The 22,050-nt window shown below is 34.6% G+C and carries 18 protein-coding genes; 10 read left to right on the top strand and 8 right to left on the bottom strand.

Translation table 11 applies throughout. From position 1 onward, the window contains the following. Window positions 1-2 precede the first annotated feature (2 nt). Window positions 3-584 carry a GNAT family N-acetyltransferase gene (locus H5V42_RS05270; protein WP_185782082.1) on the top strand — a complete coding sequence of 194 codons (582 nt, stop codon included), beginning with the start codon at window positions 3-5 and terminating at the stop codon, window positions 582-584. Between the two features lie 2 nt (window positions 585-586). On the opposite strand, the gene radA is transcribed toward H5V42_RS05270, so the two are convergent. The 5 genes from radA to panC are packed head-to-tail and all read right to left on the bottom strand — an operon-like array spanning window position 587 to window position 5,316. Continuing rightward, window positions 587-1,948, bottom strand: a complete 1,362-nt coding sequence (gene radA, locus H5V42_RS05265; protein ID WP_185782081.1) for a DNA repair protein RadA — start codon at window positions 1,946-1,948, stop codon at window positions 587-589. Window positions 1,949-1,968: 20 nt separating this feature from the next. Beyond that, on the bottom strand, window positions 1,969-3,111 hold the full coding sequence (locus H5V42_RS05260; protein WP_185782080.1) for an alpha/beta hydrolase: 1,143 nt from the start codon (window positions 3,109-3,111) through the stop codon (window positions 1,969-1,971). Window positions 3,112-3,135: 24 nt separating this feature from the next. Continuing rightward, a complete protein-coding gene (locus tag H5V42_RS05255; RefSeq protein WP_185782079.1) occupies window positions 3,136-4,101 on the bottom strand; it encodes a lysylphosphatidylglycerol synthase transmembrane domain-containing protein in 966 nt (321 codons plus the stop codon). Between the two features lies 1 nt (window position 4,102). Then, window positions 4,103-4,453: an aspartate 1-decarboxylase gene (gene panD / locus H5V42_RS05250; RefSeq protein WP_185782078.1), complete on the bottom strand. Its 351-nt coding sequence runs from the start codon at window positions 4,451-4,453 to the stop codon at window positions 4,103-4,105. 11 nt (window positions 4,454-4,464) lie between these two features. Beyond that, a complete protein-coding gene (panC, locus tag H5V42_RS05245; protein ID WP_185782077.1) occupies window positions 4,465-5,316 on the bottom strand; it encodes a pantoate--beta-alanine ligase in 852 nt (283 codons plus the stop codon). 103 nt (window positions 5,317-5,419) lie between these two features. Here panC and H5V42_RS05240 point away from each other — a divergent pair, with 103 nt between their 5' ends. The 6 genes from H5V42_RS05240 to H5V42_RS05215 all read left to right on the top strand — a co-directional run bounded on the left by H5V42_RS05240 (window position 5,420) and on the right by H5V42_RS05215 (window position 15,097). Beyond that, on the top strand, window positions 5,420-6,229 hold the full coding sequence (locus tag H5V42_RS05240) for a glycogen/starch synthase (RefSeq protein ID WP_185782076.1): 810 nt from the start codon (window positions 5,420-5,422) through the stop codon (window positions 6,227-6,229). Window positions 6,230-6,234: 5 nt separating this feature from the next. After that, window positions 6,235-8,127 (top strand): DUF4270 domain-containing protein, encoded by a 1,893-nt coding sequence (locus H5V42_RS05235; RefSeq protein WP_185782075.1) that lies wholly within the window; start codon window positions 6,235-6,237, stop codon window positions 8,125-8,127. A gap of 128 nt (window positions 8,128-8,255) precedes the next feature. Then, a complete protein-coding gene (glmS, locus tag H5V42_RS05230) occupies window positions 8,256-10,103 on the top strand; it encodes a glutamine--fructose-6-phosphate transaminase (isomerizing) (protein ID WP_185782074.1) in 1,848 nt (615 codons plus the stop codon). 210 nt (window positions 10,104-10,313) lie between these two features. Beyond that, window positions 10,314-13,067 carry a TonB-dependent receptor gene (locus H5V42_RS05225; protein WP_185782073.1) on the top strand — a complete coding sequence of 918 codons (2,754 nt, stop codon included), beginning with the start codon at window positions 10,314-10,316 and terminating at the stop codon, window positions 13,065-13,067. 164 nt (window positions 13,068-13,231) lie between these two features. Continuing rightward, a complete protein-coding gene (gene atpD, locus H5V42_RS05220) occupies window positions 13,232-14,740 on the top strand; it encodes a F0F1 ATP synthase subunit beta (protein ID WP_185782072.1) in 1,509 nt (502 codons plus the stop codon). 78 nt (window positions 14,741-14,818) lie between these two features. Beyond that, window positions 14,819-15,097: a F0F1 ATP synthase subunit epsilon gene (locus H5V42_RS05215; protein ID WP_185782071.1), complete on the top strand. Its 279-nt coding sequence runs from the start codon at window positions 14,819-14,821 to the stop codon at window positions 15,095-15,097. A 371-nt stretch (window positions 15,098-15,468) separates the two neighbouring features. On the opposite strand, the gene H5V42_RS05210 is transcribed toward H5V42_RS05215, so the two are convergent. Next, window positions 15,469-15,993: a GNAT family N-acetyltransferase gene (locus H5V42_RS05210; RefSeq protein ID WP_185782070.1), complete on the bottom strand. Its 525-nt coding sequence runs from the start codon at window positions 15,991-15,993 to the stop codon at window positions 15,469-15,471. 114 nt (window positions 15,994-16,107) lie between these two features. On the opposite strand from H5V42_RS05210, the gene H5V42_RS05205 reads away from it, so the two are divergent. After that, the gene (locus H5V42_RS05205) at window positions 16,108-16,491 is read left to right on the top strand and encodes a DUF2007 domain-containing protein (protein WP_185782069.1); all 384 of its coding nucleotides are present in this window, start codon (window positions 16,108-16,110) and stop codon (window positions 16,489-16,491) included. A 22-nt stretch (window positions 16,492-16,513) separates the two neighbouring features. On the opposite strand, the gene H5V42_RS05200 is transcribed toward H5V42_RS05205, so the two are convergent. Continuing rightward, window positions 16,514-18,019: an ArnT family glycosyltransferase gene (locus H5V42_RS05200; protein WP_185782068.1), complete on the bottom strand. Its 1,506-nt coding sequence runs from the start codon at window positions 18,017-18,019 to the stop codon at window positions 16,514-16,516. Window positions 18,020-18,388: 369 nt separating this feature from the next. Between H5V42_RS05200 and H5V42_RS05195 the strand changes: the two genes are divergently transcribed. Beyond that, on the top strand, window positions 18,389-18,967 hold the full coding sequence (locus tag H5V42_RS05195) for a hypothetical protein (protein WP_185782067.1): 579 nt from the start codon (window positions 18,389-18,391) through the stop codon (window positions 18,965-18,967). A 4-nt stretch (window positions 18,968-18,971) separates the two neighbouring features. Further along, window positions 18,972-20,396, top strand: coding sequence for a flotillin family protein (locus H5V42_RS05190; protein WP_185782066.1), 1,425 nt, complete (start codon window positions 18,972-18,974; stop codon window positions 20,394-20,396). Between the two features lie 88 nt (window positions 20,397-20,484). Here H5V42_RS05190 and H5V42_RS05185 read toward each other — a convergent pair whose 3' ends face one another. Then, window positions 20,485-21,981, bottom strand: a complete 1,497-nt coding sequence (locus H5V42_RS05185) for an aminotransferase-like domain-containing protein (RefSeq protein ID WP_185782065.1) — start codon at window positions 21,979-21,981, stop codon at window positions 20,485-20,487. Between the last annotated feature and the right edge of the window lie 69 nt (window positions 21,982-22,050).

Below are 22,050 nucleotides of genomic sequence, written 5' to 3'. Positions count from 1 at the left end.
TTATGAGAATTGCCCAAAAGGGAGATAAAAAACTAGTTTGCGAAATTTTAATTTCTGCCTTTGAGCCCTTGAAAGAAGATAACTCCATAAATCTCATTGTTGGTTTTAACGATAATAGAGTAAAAAAAATGTGGTTATTGATGGGCTATCTTTTTGATAAGGCTATTAAACAAGGTGAAATTTACATTTCAAAAAATGAAAAGGCTTGCTTATTTCTACAGTATTCTAATAAAGACGGTTTTTCCTTAAAACAAATGTGGTCAGATGTAAAGCTAGCTATAAACTGTATTGGAATTGCCAAGGTGCCTAAAATATTACGCAGACAAAAAATAATTAGCAGAAACTATCCAAAAATCGACCATATTAGGCCTATGATTGCTGGGGTTGTACATGAACATAAGAAAGATGGTACCGCCGCCAGATTAATGCTTCAGGTAATGAAAAAATTCAGAGAAAATACAAAACCTGTAATAGTTGATGCTGCTGCTGAGGAAACCGTAAGTCTTTATAAACGGTTAGGTTTTAAAATCATTAGCGTAGAAGAAGATTTAGGTTTTCCGCTTTACATTCTTAGAATGAACTAGTTCTAACCAAATAATTGCTTCACCAATTCTTCTACCTTACCAATTTTAATCACTTCAATTTTAGGTTGTTTTAAACTTATTTTACTGTTTTTAGAAACAAAAATCTTTGAGAAGCCTAATTTTTCAGCTTCTAGAATTCGTTGATCTACACGTTGTACGGGTCTAATTTCTCCTGCTAAACCAACTTCAGCGGCAAAACAAGAATTTTTAGCCACAGCAATATCGACATTGCTTGAAAGAATGGCGCCTACAACTGCCAAGTCAATAGCGGGGTCATCAACTGAAATTCCACCAGTAATATTTATGAAAACATCTTTTGCTCCCAATTTAAAACCAGCTCTTTTTTCTAAAACGGCTAGTAACATATTTAATCTTTTGGCATTAAAGCCAGTAGCAGAACGCTGTGGAGTGCCATAGACTGCAGTGCTTACCAATGCTTGAATTTCAATAAGTAATGGTCGCATACCTTCAACGGTAGCAGCAATAGCCATTCCGCTTAAGGCTTCTTCATTTTTAGATATTAAAACCTCTGAAGGGTTATTAACTTCTCGCAAACCAGAACCTTGCATTTCGTAAATTCCTAATTCAGAGGTGCTCCCAAAACGATTTTTTAGCGCTCTTAGAATCCGATAAACATAATTACGGTCACCTTCAAATTGTAACACAGTATCTACCATGTGCTCTAAAATCTTAGGTCCTGCTATGGTTCCGTCTTTTGTGATATGACCTACAAGAATTACAGGGGTATTACTCTCCTTAGCAAATTTTATTAATTCTGCAGTACATTCTCTTATTTGGGATATACTCCCGGCAGCAGATTCAATATAATCTGAATGAAGTGTTTGTATAGAATCAATAATTACCAAATCTGGAACTAATTGACTTACCTGCTGAAAAATACTTTGGGTTTTGGTTTCAGTGAGTACATAGCAATGTTCCGCATCAGGTAAAATACGATCTGCTCGCATTTTAATTTGTTTTTGACTTTCTTCACCAGATACGTATAAGGTTTTTAATGGTAGTTGAAGTGCTATCTGAAGAAGTAACGTGCTTTTACCAATACCGGGCTCACCCCCTAATAAGGTTAATGAACCAGGTACTAAACCACCTCCCAAAACACGATTAAATTCTTGATTTAACGTATTAATACGAACTTCAGAATTACTGGTAATGTCAGCAATTTTAAGTGGCTTATTACTTTTAGATGATGGGCTGGAATCAGTATTCCAAGATTTTTTATCTTCTTTTTGAACGACTTCTTCAACAACGGTATTCCATTGTTTACAAGAAGAACATTGTCCTACCCACTTGGCATATTGGGTGCCGCAGTTTTGACAAAAAAAAGCAGTTTTGGTTTTAGCCATTTGGCTAAGATAAAAAAGAATCAGTATCCAAAATCAGCTTTTAAAGCGTCCATTTTTTCAATTGCATGGTCTTTGGTTAGAAAATCTATTTCTTCCATAATAAATGCTTTTTCAAAAGCTTTCATAGCCTTTTTGGGCTCCCCTTGGTATTCAAGGTATTCTCCTTCTAAATAAAAACCAAGCATAGTTTTTGGCCATTGATCTTTACATAATTTTGCAAGCTCATTGATAGACTCGTAATCTTCTTTTTTTAACGATGCTGCGTAAATAGCCATAACATCATTTAGGTCTACTTCTTTTTCAAATCCTAAAAGGTTTTCAATCATATCATATTTTTCGATAAAATATTCAAATACGGGACCGTCATTTTTTAGAACTTTTTCTTTGTATTCTTTTGGACTAATAGGTCTAAATATTTTAAAGACATTGTCAAAGGCCTTACTTACGCCGTAAGCAGCAATAGAAATATGGTCAGGTTCTTCATATTGATCAAAGAAGTAATGTAGATTTTCTTTATCAATAGACTTTATGGCGCGATCTAATTGTAGAATTCTGTTTCTATCATCACTATTCTCTTTTTCTAGAACTAAATCGTAGAATATTTCTTGATTTAACGCTAACAATCTAGAAGGAACCCTACTTTCCATATCCGTAGCTAGCAATGGAGAAATAATTAAATAAGAGGTAAATATAGATTTGTCTTCAAATAAGAAGTAGTTGCCAAAATTAGCGGTAATATCATAACCAATAAACATTTTAAATGGTGCTATGCTATAACTGTTTTCAACAAAAGGAATAAGCTCTTTATTCAAAAAATCGTAAAATGCTAGACCTTGTTTTGTTGGTAATCCCGTGCTTTGTTCAAAATCACAGTCATACCAACGTTGGTCATCTTCAGCCTGTTTAACTCCGACTATTATAGCTTCTGGCATTCTATGATAATTACCATAAAATTTAGCATTGGCAACAACATTATCAAACAAATACTCGGCATCTAAAACAAGAATCAGAGGATATTTTTTTGTTTCGTCATAGGTTTCAGGTATGTAGTAAACAATTTCTCTACTTTCTTGTAAATGAAACGATTCAAAGGGTTCAGTTTTTAATTGAGAACTTAAAGCAATCGGAAGTAATCCTATAAATAGAAGTAAAGCTCTGGTCATGTGGTATGGTTTTGAAAATCAGTGCTATCGATTTTTGTTCAATAACGGTAAAAGAACAAAAGATATTGCGCCAAGTACCACTACCAGCAAGGTTTGTGCAATCCACATTATCCAACCAAACGCATCCCCAGAAGTAGAAGATATACCAAAAATTGCTAAGGCAGAACTTACTGCTATTGGATATAGCCCTAATCCTCCATTGGTAGCTGTCATTGCAAATGCTCCAGCCACAAAGCAAACTAGTAATTCGGATAAACCTAAATGTATAGTTTCTGGCACTGTGAATTTTATAGCCCAAAACATACCCACATAACAGGCCCAAATAAACAAAGTGTGTAAAATAAAGGGCCATTTGTTTTTCATTTTAGCAATGCTTAACACCCCATCTAAAAGACCATTTAAGAAAATTTTCAACTTAAAAAGAAAACCTGTTTGAGCCTTTCTAATAAGGTAAATAAGTACGATAAGACCCAATATTCCTACAATCAAAATAGCAATACTAAAAACTAAATTAACGCCATAGTTGTTGAGGTAATCAAGAATAATATCTGTTTGTAATACTAATGCAGCTAATATGATGAAAAGTAATATTAAAAGGTCTATCACTCTTTCAGTAACTATGGTACCAAGACCTTTCTCAAAAGGCACTTTTTCATAGGTTGTTAATGCAGAAGCTCTTAGAAATTCACCAGAACGAGGAATACCTAAATTGGCAAGGTAGGCAATCATAACCATAAAAAAGTTATTGCTTAATTTGGGTGTAAAGCCAAGCGGTTTAAGCAAGTAATTCCATCTAATTGCACGAGAAACATGACTGCAAATACCAATACTAATTGAAACAACTACCCAGAACAGGTTGGCATTAGTAATAGTTTCTTTTATGGTTAATCTATCTTCTGGTGTAGTAGCAGAAATAGAATACCAAACTAAAAAAACCCCCAATGCTATTGGGATGATGATTTTGAGTATTTTTTTTATCGAAGGATGCACCTTAATTTAAAAGGTTGGTATCTTCATTAGGAAATACTAATGAAGGATTGAAGTTTCTTGCCTCTTCAATATCCATTCTACCATAAGTAATTAGTATTAAAACGTCACCTACAGCAACTTTTCTTGCAGCAGCGCCATTTAAAGTTATCTCGCCGCTATTACGCGCTCCAGGAATTGCGTAGGTTTCGAGCCGTTCTCCGTTGTTGTTATTTACTATCTGAACTTTTTCACCGCGCACAATGTTGGCAGCATCCATCAAATCTTCATCAATGGTTATACTACCAATGTAATTTAAATCAGCTCCGGTTACTTTTACACGGTGTATTTTTGATTTAACTACTTCTATCTGCATTTTTTTGTTTCTTAATAGTTTAGTGCAATATTATCTATAAGCCTTACATCTTCAGCAAAAACGGCAATGAACCCTCTATATTTTATTCCGCTTTGCTTTTGTTGTATAGGAGTTAGGGTGTCAATGTCTGCTATTTGAAAATACTCTAGTGTAAACTTTTCATTTTCAGCAAACTGTTGTTTTACCCAATCTGTTACTACAATTGCATTTTTCGTGCCAAACATAGATTTGGCAGTTTTAAGGGTTTTGTAAATAAAACTAGCTGCTTTTCTTGTTGGGGCTGACAATCTTTCATTTCTAGAACTCATTGCTAGACCATTTTCTTCACGCAAAATTTCACAAGGTATAATTTCAAGGGTAGGCCAGTTTTGAGCCACTAGTTTTTTAATTATCTGTAATTGTTGAAAATCTTTTTCACCAAAATAGGCTTTGTTGGGTTTAACCGCATCAAATAATAAATCAACAATTGTGGCAACACCATCAAAATGTCCTTTTCTAAACTCACCTTCCATGACTTTGTCAAGACCGTCAAATTGAAAAGACTTGGAAACTACCTCACCATCGTAAATGTCTTCTTTTGTTGGAGCAAAAACTAGTATATCTTCTGAAATTATTTGTAATAGTTTTACATCTTCCTTTAGTGTCTGAGGATATTTTTCTAAATCAACCTTATTGTCGAACTGAGTTGGGTTCACAAAAATGGTTACTACCACCACATCAGTATTGTTAACTGCTTTATTCACAAGAGATAAGTGGCCTTGGTGTAAGGCACCCATCGTGGGAACCAAGCCTATAATTACCCCTTTATTTCTAAGGGGTTTAAGGTGATTATTAAGGTCTTTTTTTGATTTAAAAATTGTCATATTCAACTTAAAATGCGTGCAAAAATACCATAAATACTGACAATCGGTATAATTTTTGTAGTTTTGCAGCTACGTTTTTCCAGACAAGCAAAAGAATGATTATATGAACGGAAAAAAGATATTGTTTGTATCTTCTGAGTTAGTACCGTACTTACCTCAAAACCCAGTTTCTCTAATGTCATACGAAGCCCCTCGAATGGTCAACAGCAATGGTGGTCAGATTCGAATATTCATGCCTCGTTATGGTAACATTAATGAAAGAAGGCATCAATTACATGAAGTAATTCGATTGTCAGGGATGAATTTGGTAATTAATGATATGGATATGCCATTAATCATTAAGGTAGCTTCTATACCCAAAGAGCGCATTCAGGTATACTTTATAGACAACGACGAGTATTTTAAAAGAAAGGCAACTTTTACAGATAAAGAAGGAAACCTATTTCCTGATAACGATGAAAGAGCCATATTCTTCGCAAAAGGAGTAGTCGAAACAGTGAAAAAATTGAATTGGTCTCCAGACATAATTCATGTTCATGGTTGGATGGCATCAATGCTACCCTTATACCTAAGAGAGTACTATGCAGATGAGCCTATTTTTGCTGATAGCAAAATTGTAACTTCAGTATATAACAAAGGTTTTGAGGGTGAGCTAGATAGCAAGATGATTGAAAAAATTCAATTTGATGGCTTAGACAAAGATAAAATGGTTTCTTTAGAACAGCCCAACTATAATAATTTGTTAAAGACTGCTTTAGATTATTCTGACGCAATTATTTTAGCCTCAGAAGAAATTTCTGAAGATCTTGCAAAGCATATTGAAGGGTTAAATAAACCAACACTTCCTTACGTGTCTTTCCAAGAAACTGAAGAAGCATATACCAATTTCTACAATAACGAGGTTCTCAAATAAATTGCATGAAACTTTGTCCCAGAACTTGCTTATTGGCAATATTTGCCTTTAGCACTATTCTTTTGTTTACCAGTTGTGAAGAAGAAATTACCACAATTGGTGAAGGTGTTGCGCCTAGCGAACCGTTTAATACAGGTGTTGTTGAATATGATGTTTTTGCATACAACAAAAGAATCAATGCCGTTCAAACAAATCAACTACCGTTGTATCAAGTTGGTTATTTTAATGACCCAATTTACGGAAGAACAGAAGCTAGTATTACTACGCAAATAGCACTTTCTGCAACAAATCCGATTTTTGGAGATTTTAGTCAAGCTACTGAAGATATTGCATTAACAGATGACAACGAAGATACCGTAGAAGAAAACGAAAAAGTTACAAAAGTAGTATTGTATTTTCCTTATCAGTTAGTTCCAAATACGTTGAATGATGCTGATAGTGATGGGGTTCAGCGTAATGTAGACGTTGATGATGATGACCCTGATAGTGATACAGATGGTGACGGAATTTCTGATATCACAGAGACTACTCAAGGCTCTGATCCATTAGATTCAGAATCAACAGGAGAAGAAGATGATTTTATTCAAAATAATTTTGCTAGTCGTTTTGCATTAGACAGCATATTTTTTGAGAATCCTACCGGTACAAAAACATTTGCTGATTTTCCTTTTGATTTTAAAGTAGAACAATCAACTTATTTTCTAAGAGATTTAGATCCAAATTCTGGTTTCTTAGAAAATCAAGAATACTATTCGAATGAGGATGTCTTTGCCCAGTTTGTAGGTGAAACAATTGTGAATGAAGAAGATATAGTTATCAGCGACGAAGAATATCTAGTTTTTGGAACAGAAGATGATGAAGATACAGAGGTAGATGAGACAACGATAATCGAATCTCGGCAAAATCCAGGTATCCGTATAGAGTTGGATTCAATCACAGGTCAATTCTTTCAAGAAAATATAATTGATAAAGAAGGCTCTTCTGAGCTTTTAAGTCAAGCTAATTTTCAAAATTTCTTAAGAGGTTTACGATTATCATTAACACCAAAGGCTGAGGATATTTTGTTGCTTTTAGATTTGTCTCAAGCAAGTATTACAATTACTTATGAATACGATAATGTAGTTACAGAAGATACTGATGCTGGTGAAGATATTAAAACTACGGAGCGTACTGAACGTGACTTTACCCTTAATTTTTTACAGGTATCAACCACAGCTGTGGCTGGTAACGCTGTGAACACAATTTTAAACCCAAATTTTCCTGCAACAATTAGCAGCACACTAGACACGGATGAAAATGCATCTAGAATATATCTAAAAGGTGGTCCTGGTGTTTACAGTCAATTAAGATTATTCGCAGAAGACGACGCGGAAGGTGACAATATTATTAATCAGATAAAAGCTAATAATTGGATAATTAATGAGGCAAGCTTAGAGTTTTATGTAGATGAAGATGAACTGACTGCTAATAATTTTGATCCTAGCTTTGAAGCCCCTAGATTGTATTTATACAATTCAGAAACTGGTTTTCCATTGTATAACATATTTACTGAAAATTCTGATAGTGAAACTACATTGGGCAGGTACTTAAACTACGATGGTATATTAGAAAGGAATAGCGAAGGTAAAGGAGAAAAATATACAGTACGCATTACAGAATATTTAAATGACATAATAGTTAGAGACTCATTAAATCATCCTTTAAACCTAACAGTAAGTTCAGATATTACTCAAAGCGGTTTGCAAGAAGCCATGGGTGCAGATATGAGTACTATTCCAGAATTACCTGTAATGTCTGCTATTAATCCTCTAGGCACCGTTTTATTTGGAAGTAATGTACCTGCAGAAAACGAAGCCAAAAAGCTAAAACTGCGAGTGTATTATACTGAAGCAAATTAAGTATTAGTTACTTACATACCACTTACAGAGTTTTTACGTTATATAACCTATAGTTAAAAAACACTAACAAAGGATTATTTAATTTTACATTCAAATAATCCCCAATAAATCAAAAAACTTAAGAAACTATGTGTGGAATAGTCGGGTATATTGGTCATAGAGATGCCTATCCAATCATCATAAAAGGTTTAGAAAGATTAGAATATAGAGGTTACGATAGTGCTGGTATTGTTCTTTTCGATGGTAAAGACACTAATCTTGCAAAAACAAAAGGCAAGGTTGAAGATTTAAAGAATAAATCAAATACAACAATCTCCATAGACGGAAAGTTAGGACTTGGCCACACCAGATGGGCTACTCATGGTGTACCTAATGATGTTAATTCACACCCACATTATTCAAATTCTGGAGATTTAGTAATAATTCATAATGGAATTATTGAGAATTATGAATCTATCAAAAAAGCATTAATTAAGCGAGGATATGTTTTTCATTCAGATACAGATACTGAAGTTTTAGTTAATCTTATTGAAGAGGTTAAAAAACAAGAAGGTGTTAAGTTGGGCAAGGCGGTTCAAATTGCACTTAATCAAGTAGTTGGAGCCTATGCAATTGCAGTATTTGATAAAAACAAATCAGACGAGATTGTTGTGGCAAGGCTAGGTAGCCCACTAGCTATAGGTATTGGTGAAAATGAATATTTTATTGCATCTGATGCTTCTCCATTTATAGAGTTTACTAACAATGCCGTTTATTTAGAAGATGAGGAAATGGCAATTGTTCGTTTAGGCAAAGAAATAAAGCTTAGAAAAATTAAGGATGATGCAATTGCTTATCCAAATATTTTGGAGCTTCAAATGAATCTTGAAGAGATTGAAAAAGGTGGTTACGACCATTTTATGCTTAAAGAAATCTACGAGCAGCCAAGAGCTATTTTAGACACCTATAGAGGTCGCTTACTAGCAGACCAAGGGTTAATAAAGATGGCAGGAATAGACCAAAATCTTGAAAAGTTCTTAAATGCAAATCGTATTATAATTGTTGCTTGCGGAACTTCTTGGCATGCAGGATTGGTAGCAGAATATATTTTTGAAGATTTAGCAAGAATTCCAGTTGAAGTAGAATATGCCTCAGAGTTTAGATATAGAAATCCGGTTATTACAGAGAATGATGTGCTAATAGCTATTTCGCAATCTGGTGAAACAGCAGATACGTTGGCGGCAATTAAAATGGCTAAAGAAAGAGGCGCATTTGTGTTTGGTGTTTGTAATGTAGTGGGTTCTTCGATAGCAAGAGAAACAGATGCTGGTGCCTACACGCATGCAGGGCCAGAAATAGGGGTGGCGTCTACAAAGGCGTTTACCACCCAAATTACCGTATTAACACTTATTGCTCTTAAATTAGCTAAAGAAAAAGGTTCCATATCAGAATCTAAGTATCATGAATTTTTAGTAGAACTTGAGGGTATACCTGCTAAAGTTGAGAAGACTTTAGCATCTAATGCTTTATTAGAAGATATTGCTGAGGTTTATAAAGACTCTTCAAACTGTTTATATTTAGGAAGAGGATACAATTTCCCAGTGGCGTTAGAAGGAGCTTTAAAGCTAAAAGAGATTAGTTATATTCATGCAGAGGGATATCCAGCTGCAGAAATGAAACATGGTCCTATCGCTTTGATTGATGAGGAGATGCCCGTGGTAGTTATTGCAACTAGAAGAGGACATTATGAAAAGGTTGTAAGTAACATTCAAGAAATAAAATCTAGAAGTGGTAAAATTATAGCGGTAGTAACTGAGGGCGATGTACAAGTTACAGAACTTGCCGACCATGTTGTCGAAGTTCCAGAAACATCTGAGCCATTAACGCCGTTGTTAACAACCATACCGTTACAGTTACTTTCTTATCACATAGCGTTAATGCGAGGTTGTAATGTTGATCAACCAAGAAATTTAGCAAAATCGGTGACTGTCGAATAATGTTAAAAATCTTATGTTAAAAATTAAAACCACCAAATTTTGGTGGTTTTTTTATGAAATTGCTAATCAAACCAATGCTTTTTGTGCAAAAATTTACTATGCATGCATAATTTATGTGAAAATATTGCTCACAATATGAAGAAATAGTGTAAATTCCGCACAGAATACATAACGTGTATTTTAAACTAACTTAACATAAAACTTATTTTAATGAAAAAAGCATTATTCGGCCTGTTAATGTTATTGGGTTCCTTTGGTTTTGCCCAAACAACAATTTCAGGTACAGTAGTAGACCAAGATGGAGTGCCAGTTTTAGGTGCAAATGTTGTAATAGTTGGTAAAGCTGAGGGTGCTGTAACCGATTTTGATGGGAATTTCACATTGTCAACAGATGAGGTTCCACCTTTTCAATTGCGAGTATCTAGTGTAGGTTTTTCAGAAGCTTTTGCTAATGTTACCTCAAATAATCAAAAATTAAGTATTACCCTAGAAGAGCAATCAACTGCATTAGATGAGATTGTTATTTCAGCTTCAAGAACTCCGGAACGTGTATTTGAATCTCCCGTGTCTATTGAAAGATTTGGTTTAAAAGAGATTAAAAATACAACTGCGGAATCTTTTTATGGAGGACTGCAAAATTTAAAGGGGGTAGACATCAACACAAACAGTTTAACGTTTCAATCAGTAAATACGCGTGGTTTCGCAACCTTTGCAAACACCAGGTTCTTACAGTTAGTAGACGGAATGGATAATACTGCTCCGGGTTTGAACTTTGTTCTTGGTAACCTTGTTGGTATGAATGAGCTAGACGTTCAAAGTGTTGAAATTTTACCAGGTGCTTCGTCAGCATTATACGGTGCAGGCGCTTTCAACGGAATTTTATTTATGAGAAGTAAAAATCCTTTTGATTTTCAGGGTATAAGTGCTTACGTAAAAACAGGTCTTACTTCACAAGAAGCAGCAGGTGATAACGAATATTACGATATAGGTATTAGAGCTGCACATGCCTTTAGTGATAAGTTAGCAGTTAAAACAAGTTTTAGTTATTTACAAGGTGAAGATTGGCATGCCACTAGCGAAGTAGATTTCGCAAGACCAGGAGCTGATCGATCTAACCCAGCATATGATGGTATCAATGTTTATGGTGATGAAGTAGGAACTACTTTAAATTTTGACGATTTAGGTGGACTTCCATCAGGTACAGTTGGTTCAGCATTTGTGACAAGAACTGGATATAATGAAAGAGATTTGGCAGATTACGGTGCTCAGAGTGTTAAAGCAGATTGGGCAGTACACTATCGTCCGTTTGCAAATGATTTAGAATTAATATATAACGGTAGAATAGGTCGTGGTACTACTATTTACCAAGGGGCAAATAGATATTCAGTTACCGGTTTTAAAATGCAACAACATAAAATTGAGTTAAAAAATGATAACTTCTTTTTAAGAGGCTACATAGTTGCTGAAAATTCTGGTAATGCCTATGACACACGTTTTGCTGCTATTAATGTTAACCGCTCATGGAAATCAGACTTGGCGTGGTTTGGTGATTATGCAGCTACCTTCATAGGGGCTAAATTGGGCATAGGTTCTGGTGTTTTGGCAACAGATGAACAAGCACATGCAGCCGCGAGAGCTGCGGCAGACACAGGAAGATTAATACCTGGTACAGCGGCTTTTGAAAACACATTCAATAGAGTAATCAATGATGGTGATTTAACAACTGGTGCTAAATTTATTGATAAAACAAAGTTTAGACATCTTAATGGTAATTATAATCTTGCACATTTAATTAATGATTGGGCTGATATTCAATTAGGTGGTTCTTACAGGGAATACGAGTTAAATTCTAACGGTACTATTTTTACAGATTTTGATGGTCCTATTACCTATAGTGAGTTTGGTGGTTATGGGCAAATTCAAAAGAAGTTTGCAGATGACCGTTTAAAGGTAACTGCTTCGGCCAGGTATGATAAAAATGAGTTTTTTGATGGTTTTATTTCACCGAGATTCGGGCTTTCAGGAACTTTGGGTGAAAAAAGAAATCATAATATTAGAGCTTCCATTCAACAGGGTTTTAGAAATCCAACTACTCAAGACTTATTTATTGGGTTAAATGCAGGTGCTGCTATTCTTGTTGGTTCAGCTCCTGATAATTTAGACAGAGATGTTAGAAATTTTGATGTAAGCCAGGCAGGGCAGGCATTTACAGGTGGTTCTCCAACGGTAAGTGTGGTGGGTAGAACTGCTTATGAGAATGCATATTCTTTAGCATCTGTATTAAACGGTACACCAACAGCTGTTAGCACACCATTAATACAACCAGAAGAAATTACAGCTTTTGAATTAGGCTATAGAGCTCAACTTGGTAAATTTACTATTGATGCAAGTGGTTATTATAATATTTATAACAATTTTATCTCACAAACGCAGGTTTTAGTTCCGTTATATGGTGAGGCAGGTGATGGAGGTTTATCGCTTTTAGCCTTGCAAAATGGTGATAGAGGGGTTTATCAATTATATACTAATTCTCAAGAAGAAATAACCTCTTATGGAGGTACAATAGGTATAGATACTAAGATAGCGGGCTTTGATATAGGTGCTAATTATACCTATACATTACTTGAAGATGAGGAACAGCTAAGAGCTAGAGGAATAAGAACAAACTTTAACTCTCCAGAACACAAGTTCAAAGCATCCTTTGGGAAAACAGATTTATTTAAAAATTTTGGTTTTGGTGTTAACTATAGATGGAGTGATAATTATTTATGGGAAGCATCCTTTGCTGATGGTGAAGTATCCTCGTTTTCTGTTTTAGATGCTCAGATTAATTATGCAGTACCAAGTATTAAATCAGTATTCAAAGCAGGTGGCTCCAACATTTTAGGAGAAGAATATTTTCAGGCAGTTGGATCTGGTAATATAGGGTCAATATTCTATGTTTCTTGGACTATAAATAACTAATTAAGAGGAAAATCCTTAATTTTAAAGAAGGCGTCATTTTTTGACGCCTTTTTTAATATTAAAAAGAAAGATATGTTTTATTTCCCCAAATGAAACAACTATCTTTGCGCCCGAAAAAAGTAAACATCCTTTTAAAGGAAAACTAATATTGAAATACTGAAGTAATGTCAAAAGTTACAGGTAAAGTTGCCCAAGTTATTGGTCCGGTTATTGACGTGGAGTTCGAATCTGGTACCGAAATTCCAAAAATTTACGATTCATTAGAAATCGCTAAAGCCGATGGCTCAAAATTAGTACTAGAGGTGCAATCACATATTGGTGAGAACACGGTTAGAACAATTTCTATGGACTCTACTGATGGTTTAAGTAGAGGAACAGAAGCAGTTGCTACAGGTAGTGCAATTCAAATGCCAATTGGAGAAAATGTGTATGGTAGACTTTTCAATGTAATTGGAGATGCTATTGATGGTATGGAAAACTTACCTAAATCTGGCGATAATGGTCTTCCAATTCACCGAGAAGCTCCAAAATTCGAAGATTTATCTACTTCAACCGAAGTACTTTTCACTGGTATTAAAGTAATTGATTTAATTGAGCCTTATGCAAAAGGTGGTAAGATTGGATTATTTGGTGGTGCTGGTGTAGGTAAAACAGTATTAATTCAAGAATTAATTAATAATATAGCTAAAGGTCACGGTGGTCTATCTGTATTCGCTGGTGTAGGTGAGCGTACTCGTGAGGGTAACGATTTGTTGAGAGAGATGTTAGAATCAGGTATTATTAAATACGGCGATGATTTCTTGCACTCAATGGAAGAAGGCGGATGGGATTTAAGTAAAGTAGATAAAGAGGCCATGAAAGAGTCTAAAGCTACTTTTGTTTTTGGTCAGATGAATGAGCCACCTGGTGCACGTGCGCGTGTGGCACTTTCTGGTTTAACAATTGCGGAGTATTTCCGTGATGGTGCTGGTGATGGCCAAGGAAAAGATGTACTTTTCTTTGTTGATAATATTTTCCGTTTTACACAAGCGGGTTCTGAGGTATCAGCACTTTTAGGTCGTATGCCATCAGCGGTAGGTTATCAGCCAACCTTAGCTACAGAGATGGGTGCAATGCAAGAGCGTATTACATCAACTAAAAAAGGTTCTATTACATCTGTACAAGCGGTTTACGTACCTGCAGATGATTTAACGGATCCAGCGCCTGCAACAACTTTTGCGCACTTAGATGCAACTACAGTATTATCTCGTAAAATTGCAGAGTTAGGTATTTACCCAGCGGTAGACCCGTTAGATTCAACATCACGAATTTTAACAGCTGAGATTTTAGGTAAAGAGCATTACAATTGTGCGCAACGTGTAAAAGAGTTATTACAGCGTTATAAAGAGTTACAAGACATTATTGCCATTTTAGGTATGGAAGAATTGTCTGAAGAAGATAAGTTGGCTGTGGGTCGTGCAAGACGTGTTCAGCGTTTCTTATCGCAGCCTTTCCACGTAGCTGAGCAATTTACAGGTATACCAGGGGTGCTGGTAGATATTAAAGAAACTATTAAAGGTTTTAACATGATTATGGATGGTGAATTAGACCACTTACCAGAATCAGCGTTTAACCTAAAAGGTACTATTGAAGAAGCTATTGAAGCTGGTGAGAAAATGCTAGCTGAGGCTTAATTTAATTTTGGTTTTTAGTGGAATGCTAAGGTTGAAAGACTTTACCGCCTAAAGCCTTAAACTTTTAATGCAAATTAGATGTATTTAGAAATTGTATCTCCAGAGGCAACCCTGTTTGGTGGCGAAGTAACTTCGGTTACTGTGCCGGGTATTAATGGTGAGTTTCAAATTTTGAAAAATCACGCACCAATTGTTTCACTTTTAGATGCGGGTGATGTTAAGGTACAAGGTGATGTAAAAGTTGCTGAAGAGTTTCAAGATAAATTTTCTAAAGGTCCAAAAGGTGAACTAATTTTAACTATCACAAGTGGAACAATAGAAATGAAAAATAATAAAGTAATTGTATTGGCAGATTAAAGTCAATTATATAAAATTGTAAAGCCCAACTATTTTTAGTTGGGCTTTTTTATTTTAAATACATGAAGATTGAAGATTATTTATTTATAACTTAAGGCTCTAGACCAATTTCCCATACCATTATGGCGTCTTTAGCTTACTTGTTAACCATCGCCGTTCTAATAATTTTTTTTACTGGTTACAATATATTTTAACCAGATTTAGTGTATAAGAAATTTCACCTAGGCAGTCTAGCAGGAGTAATAATTATTTGCGCTAGTGGCATACAGTTTTCGAGAATAAGAAATATCATATTCGATTTAAAGCGAAATAGCATTAAGTTAGAATGGCAAGTTAGCCCGATTAAATTTGGTAAATGGCAAGAAATAAAATCACAAAACAATTAAAGACCATTCATGGTCATCTGCAAAATATCTAGTTAACTCTTTAAAGCCTATGGCGCTATGGGCATTTATTGAGCGGGTATTTTTGGTATCCACCTCAGTTATAATAGCTTCAAATTTAGGCTTTGTAAAATCTTGCATAGCAGAATATAAGCCTCTAAATAGTCCCTTACCTCTATATGCCTTAGTAATACAAATTTGCCCCATAACAATGTACGATTTGTCAGAGTAGACCTCATTAATCTTTTTAAACATTGGCTTTAAAACCTCAATTTCTGCTCCAAATTCTTTTGGCATACTTAAAGCATAGCCTACAACAGATTCTTTGTACACAGCAATGGTGTGTGGAAATGCCGTATTCATTTCTATCAATTGTTCTAGGGTATGGCAAACAGTAACAAATCCTTCATTTTCTATTTCAGGTTTTGTTAAAGCATTAGGTAAATTTTCGTTTTGAATTTTTAAAATTTGTTCCAATTCTCTTACAGTTTCTGCTCGTTTATAGTAAACCATTTCCAATCTTTTTAAATTGGTAAATTACATTTTAAAGATGTTTTTACATTAATGTAAATTAAAATATTTCATATCATTGCTACGGCTCAATCGACGTCCATTAAAAATGTTGTCATGAAAAAGGAATTTTATACGGTAACGTCTTCTACCTATTCAGCCGATATCCAAATATTAAAAGGAAAATTAGAATCAGAAGGTATACAAGTGTTTTTAAGAGATGAGAACACCATAAATACAGACCCTTTGATTAGCGATGCAATAGGAGGGGTTAAATTGCAAGTTTATATAGCGGATAAAGAGCGTGCTATTGCTATCTACAAAGAATTAAAAGAATATGTTGTTGACGAAAAAGGCAATCTAATAGAATGTAAAGTTTGCGGTAAACCTCAATTAGAAGTAGTGTATTTGAGAAAAAAATTGGTTCATAAACTTTTTCCTTTTTTTGAACCCAAAAAATACCGCTGTGATAACTGCAATTTTTTGGCAAAGTCGTTATAAATCATCAAAAAACTAGAGTTGATTAATTACTGGGCAAACGTTGATATAAAATAGCCTGCTCTATGGTGTCTAATACTTTATAATTGTTTTGAATTTGTATTGCCATGTAATCATTTGCCCAAGCTATTCTACCATCAAAAAATGGTCTATTTTTTCTTCTAACAATTATTTTAGGCTGAATTTGTTGCATAATGTATTGTAGTTCTTCTTGAGAAGTTTTACGCTCATTTCGTGCATATGGAAAAAGAATTTCTCTCATAATATTACTCGGGTGTGTAGCAATTTTTGTTGGAGGTTTTTCTTCTAACAACCAATTTCCAATATGATATTCGGTAAAAAAAATAGGATGATAATCAATTTGATTTTTCTTTAGATATAGCGGTACTGAGATACCTTCGCCATTCATAAACCTATTTTTTTCTTGCTTCGTTTTAATCACATTGGCAGCTTCAATATAGGTTTCTATGGGTAAAAGAAACAGAAGTAGAAATATATAATTCTTCACCTTAAAATTTTTAAAAAAATCGATCTTATACAGAACGGGAAATACTAATAAAATTAAAATAGGATGGAGTTGAATTAGGTAATGACCATTCATTTTACCAGCTTTAAAAAAAGAGAAAAGCGTGCCAAAAATCAATAGAATAAAAATCCATAATTTTCTAGATTTAAAGTTCAATAATTTCTTTTTCCAAGCATAAACTAAAAAAACACTAACGGCAATAACAACGGGTACGGGTTTATAAATAGCCCTGTCTAATGCTTTTGAATAGGCCATGGGGGCTTGAAAAACGGACTCCCACCAAATTAAAATATCACCTTTAAAATAGTAAGGCAATGCCGTAGCAAAAAGAATTGTCAGAACACCTAAACCAAAGAAAAATTCTAGCCTAGTTTTTTTGAGTAAACTTTTAAATCCTTTTTTTGGCCAAAGTGTGTAAAGCATCATAAAGGCAATTGGGTAGGCCATGTTTAGCTTGCTCATTAAGGCTAAGCCAATTAGTAATCCGGCTAAATATTGGTAACTAAATTTTCTTTTAAAAAGGTAATAATAGATACCAGGCATAAAAAAAGCCATGCAAATATGTTCAGACATTACCCCTTGCAAGCTGCCAAAGAGGCTTAAAAGCAGAACAACAAGAATTGCAGACCAGAGGGCAACGCTTTTATAACCTAATTTATCACCAATTTTAAAGGTAAAAAAGGCAACAATAGCAACTAAAAATGTTCCGGCTATTCGTATAGCAATAAAACTCTTGCCAAAGACATATATAATAGTGGCAAAAAAGAAAAAAGTAATTGGGGGTTTTAGGTCCCATAACTCTGTATAAGGTAGATTTCCATCTACCCAAGATTGCCCCATTAATATAAAGGTACTCTCATCACGATCTACATAATCTCTAAAAAAGAAGGGAAACCTAATAAAAAAGGCGTAGCATAATAAGCCAATAAATAACTGCCATTCTTTAATAGAATAAAGAAAAGACCAAATTGTACTTTTTGTAAAACCAGAAAAGGGGGATGACATAGTTTTGATGCCCATCTTTCTTTGATGGGTTAATAGCAAAGCTATAGAAGCATTTCAAAAAACACGAATAAAATAGTACCAAACCGTCTAAAACAACTTTAGTTCTGTGTTTATAACTGCTTAGATGATATGTTGTAACAAAAATTTAGATTTAACGACTAATAATTAGAAAGCGCTACACAAGTGATGTCTTTGATAAAAAATGGGAATCCGTTAGAAAAATATTCAGTTTTATTTCGGTTATAATATTCTGTTTTGAGTTCTTGTGTACTATTTAGAATGCTTTTGTTTTGATTCATAATAAGACGATTGTAAATCCTAACAAAGTCTTATCTTAAACTTTTAATTCAACATTTAAAATTTTTAACCATGGAAAACTGGTTCGCTGCTTTAACGCTTTTTGAGAAAATTTACTGGATTGTAGCAATAGTTGGTTCTGGCTTTTTATTAGTGCTTATGGTAATGACATTAATCGGCGGAGATGCTGATGATATGGGAGGTGATGTTGATGCCGAAGTAGAGGGTGATGGAGGTATCGGTTTTCAGTTTTTATCTTTCAAGAACTTAATGGGCTTTTTTACCATTTTTGGGTGGTCTGGGATTTCTTGTTTAGATAATGGCCTTTCAACTGGTTTAACAGTATTTATTTCAGTTATTTGTGGGTTAATCATGATGATCGCTATGGCTGCGTTATTTTATTACTTGGCTAAGCTTCAAAGTAGTGGAACATTAAAACTTAAGAATGCTTTACATCAAATAGGTGAAGTGTATTTGACTATAGGTGCGAATAGATCTAGTATTGGAAAAGTTAGTATTAGTGTACAAGGAACACTTCGTGAATTGGAGGCACTTACTGATGAAAAAGATGATTTAACACAAGGTAATGTAGTTAAGGTCAAAGAAGTAACTGATAACGGAATTTTAATTGTTCAACTTTTAAATAAATAAACATATGATTATACCATTACAATTGGGCGGGGGAGCGTCTTTAATAGCCATCGGTTTTGCTATACTATTCTTCTTTATTATAATAATCTCTTTCATTAGAAGATATAAAAGATGTCCTTCTGACAGAATTCTAGTAGTATACGGTAAAGTTGGTACCGGCAATAGTGCAAAATGTATACATGGGGGAGCAGCTTTTATTTGGCCTGTAATTCAAGATTATGAATTTTTAGATTTAACTCCAATTTCCATTGAAGTTGATTTGGCCAATGCATTGAGTAGACAAAATATTAGAGTTAACGTTCCGTCTCGATTTACCATTGGTATTTCTACCGAGCCCGGAGTAATGCAAAATGCAGCCGAACGTCTTTTAGGTTTAGGGATGCAAGAGGTACAAGACTTAGCCAAAGAAATTATTTTCGGTCAATTACGTTTGGTGGTTGCATCAATGGATATTGAAGAAATTAACTCAGATAGAGATAAGTTTTTGACAAATATTTCACAGAGTGTTGAGTCAGAATTAAAGAAAGTTGGACTTAAATTAATCAACGTAAATATTACTGATATTGTTGATGAATCTGGCTATATAGAGGCTTTAGGTAAAGAGGCAGCAGCGCATGCAATTAATGCGGCTCGTAAATCAGTTGCAGAAAAAAATAGAGATGGTTCTATTGGAGAAGCTAATGCAGTGCAAGATCAACGTACTCAAGTTGCTGCAGCTAATGCAAAAGCCGTTGAAGGAGAAAACATTGCAAAAATTAACGTTGCGAACTCTGACTCATTACGTAGGCAACGAGAAGCGGAAGCAGAGCGAACGGCAATTGCTGCAGAAAAAGTTCAAGCAGCTAAGGCATTAGAAGAATCTTACGCCGCGGAAAAAGATGCGGAATTAGCTAGAGCGGAACGCGAACGTAGTTCTCAAATGGCCGATATCGTAGTTCCTGCGGAAATTGATAAACAGAAGGTTGAAATTGATGCTGAGGCTGAAGCAGAAATGATACGTAGAAAAGCAAAGGGTGAAGCAGATGCAATTCTCTTTAAAGCCCAGGCTGAGGCAAAAGGTATTTTTGAAGTCTTAACAAAACAAGCCGAAGGTCTTGATAAAATTGTGAAGGCTGCAGGCGATAGTCCTAAAGATGCAGTTTTGTTATTAGTAGCAGATAAACTGCCAGAATTGGTTAAAACTCAGGCGGAAGCAATTAAGAATATTAAAATTGATAAAGTCACTGTTTGGGACTCTGGAGCAAAATCAGAAGATGGTAAAAATTCTACAGCCAACTTTATTTCTGGTATGTACAAGTCGGTTCCGCCATTGCAAGAAATGTTTAATATGGCAGGTATGCAATTGCCTGAGTACTTAAAGGGTAAAGACGTTTCTGTTGAAGGTGAAACTAACAAAAGTGAATCTTCAGATACTAAAGAAAAAGAATAGTTAAATAAACTATGTTTTAAAAAAAAAAGGCTGCTTTTAAAGCAGCCTTTTTTATCTAATTAGCATAATAATTGGTGCAAATGTTAAATTAAGCATTAATAACCTTGAAGTAGGCTTGTTTCAATTTCTTAACAACAATTTCAATTTCTTTTTCATTTAAATGGCCAAATCCAAAACGAATGGCACAAGTGTTTTTGTCTTGGTACAGTATAGTTTTTGGCAAAAACAAATCTAATTCTCTGGCTTCTTTAGCGAGTTTAATCAAGGATATTTGTTCTATAAATTGAACCCAAATTGCTAGTCCGCCCGTAGGCAAACACCATTTTGCAATAGCGCTAAAATTTTCTTTTAAACATTGATGCAATTGGTTACATCTTTGTTTGTAGGTAACTATATTTTTTTTCTTTAATCGGTATATTTCACCTTCAACAATAAGCTCTGTAAGCATTTGCTCTTGAATTAAATCACCATGTCTATCTAACAACTGCAAATAATTTTTGGCTTCTGAGATTAGGTTTTTAGGTGCAACCACAAAACCCGTATGAAAACTAGGAAATAAAGACTGCCCTAATTTTCCAAGATAAATAACATTACCATTAGCGTCTGCACTAGCCATAGGTAACATTGCTGACCCATTAAACTGAAAGTCATAATCGTAATCATCTTCAATAATGGCAAATTTGTAAGTTTTGGCTAATTGTAAAAGGTGTAACCTTCTTTTTGCGCTTAGGGTTGCCGTTGTTGGGTAATCTCTATTAGAACATACATAAACACAGCGAATATTTTCTTGGCTAAAATGGGCTTCAATGTATGCAACATCTAAACCTTCATCATCTACAGGAACGGTTTTAAATTTAGCCCCAGCCTGTTGAAATATCATATTAGCCGCGTAATTACTTAGTTGTCCTACAAGTACCAAATCCCCTTTTTTAAGAAGCAATTGCGAAACAATGTAAAGGCTCATTTCAGTACTACGTGTATTTATCAAATTTTCAGGTGAAATATGAAAACCTCTCGTAGCATTGAGGTAATTACAAAGTTGTGTTTTAAAAGCAGAGGGTAGTATAGCACTAGTTCTATTCCATTTACTTATTAGGGGTTTGCGTTTCATGGCTGCACTATACCATCTAGAAAATTGGTGAACCGGGTGTAAACGTAAATCCGGACTACCATCACTTAAAGAATAAGTAGCAGTAGTTTCTTCTAAAGTTGATGCTAAATGAAAAGATTCTTGAAACTCAAAACCCACAGATTTAGGATACGAATAGGCTTGGTTTATATGCTGCGTAGCAGCTTTAATTTTTACTTCGGATTCTTGCGGTACTAGAACAAACGTACCTTTGTTTGGCTTTATGTCTACCCAGCCTTGCGAAGCCAATTCATCATAAATAGATACCGCAGTATTTCTATGAACGTTTAGTAATTCGCTTAGTATTCTTGAACCAGGTAATTTACTTCCTTTTTCTAAATACCCACGTTGTATGGCATTAATAATTTGCTGTGCCACCTGTATATAAACGGGTTGTACAATAGATTTGTCGTATGTAATTAGTTGTTTTAGTACATCTACAACCGGACTATTCATTGTTTTAGAACTGGACTAGTTTAATCGTCCGGAAAGTTATGATTTTTGCACCTTAGTTTACATAAGACA

It is taken from the genome of Croceivirga lutea (genome assembly GCF_014235875.1).
Classification (GTDB): domain Bacteria; phylum Bacteroidota; class Bacteroidia; order Flavobacteriales; family Flavobacteriaceae; genus Croceivirga; species Croceivirga lutea.
Note: the sequence above shows the minus strand (reverse complement) of the source record. Positions and strands in the feature narration are given on the sequence as shown.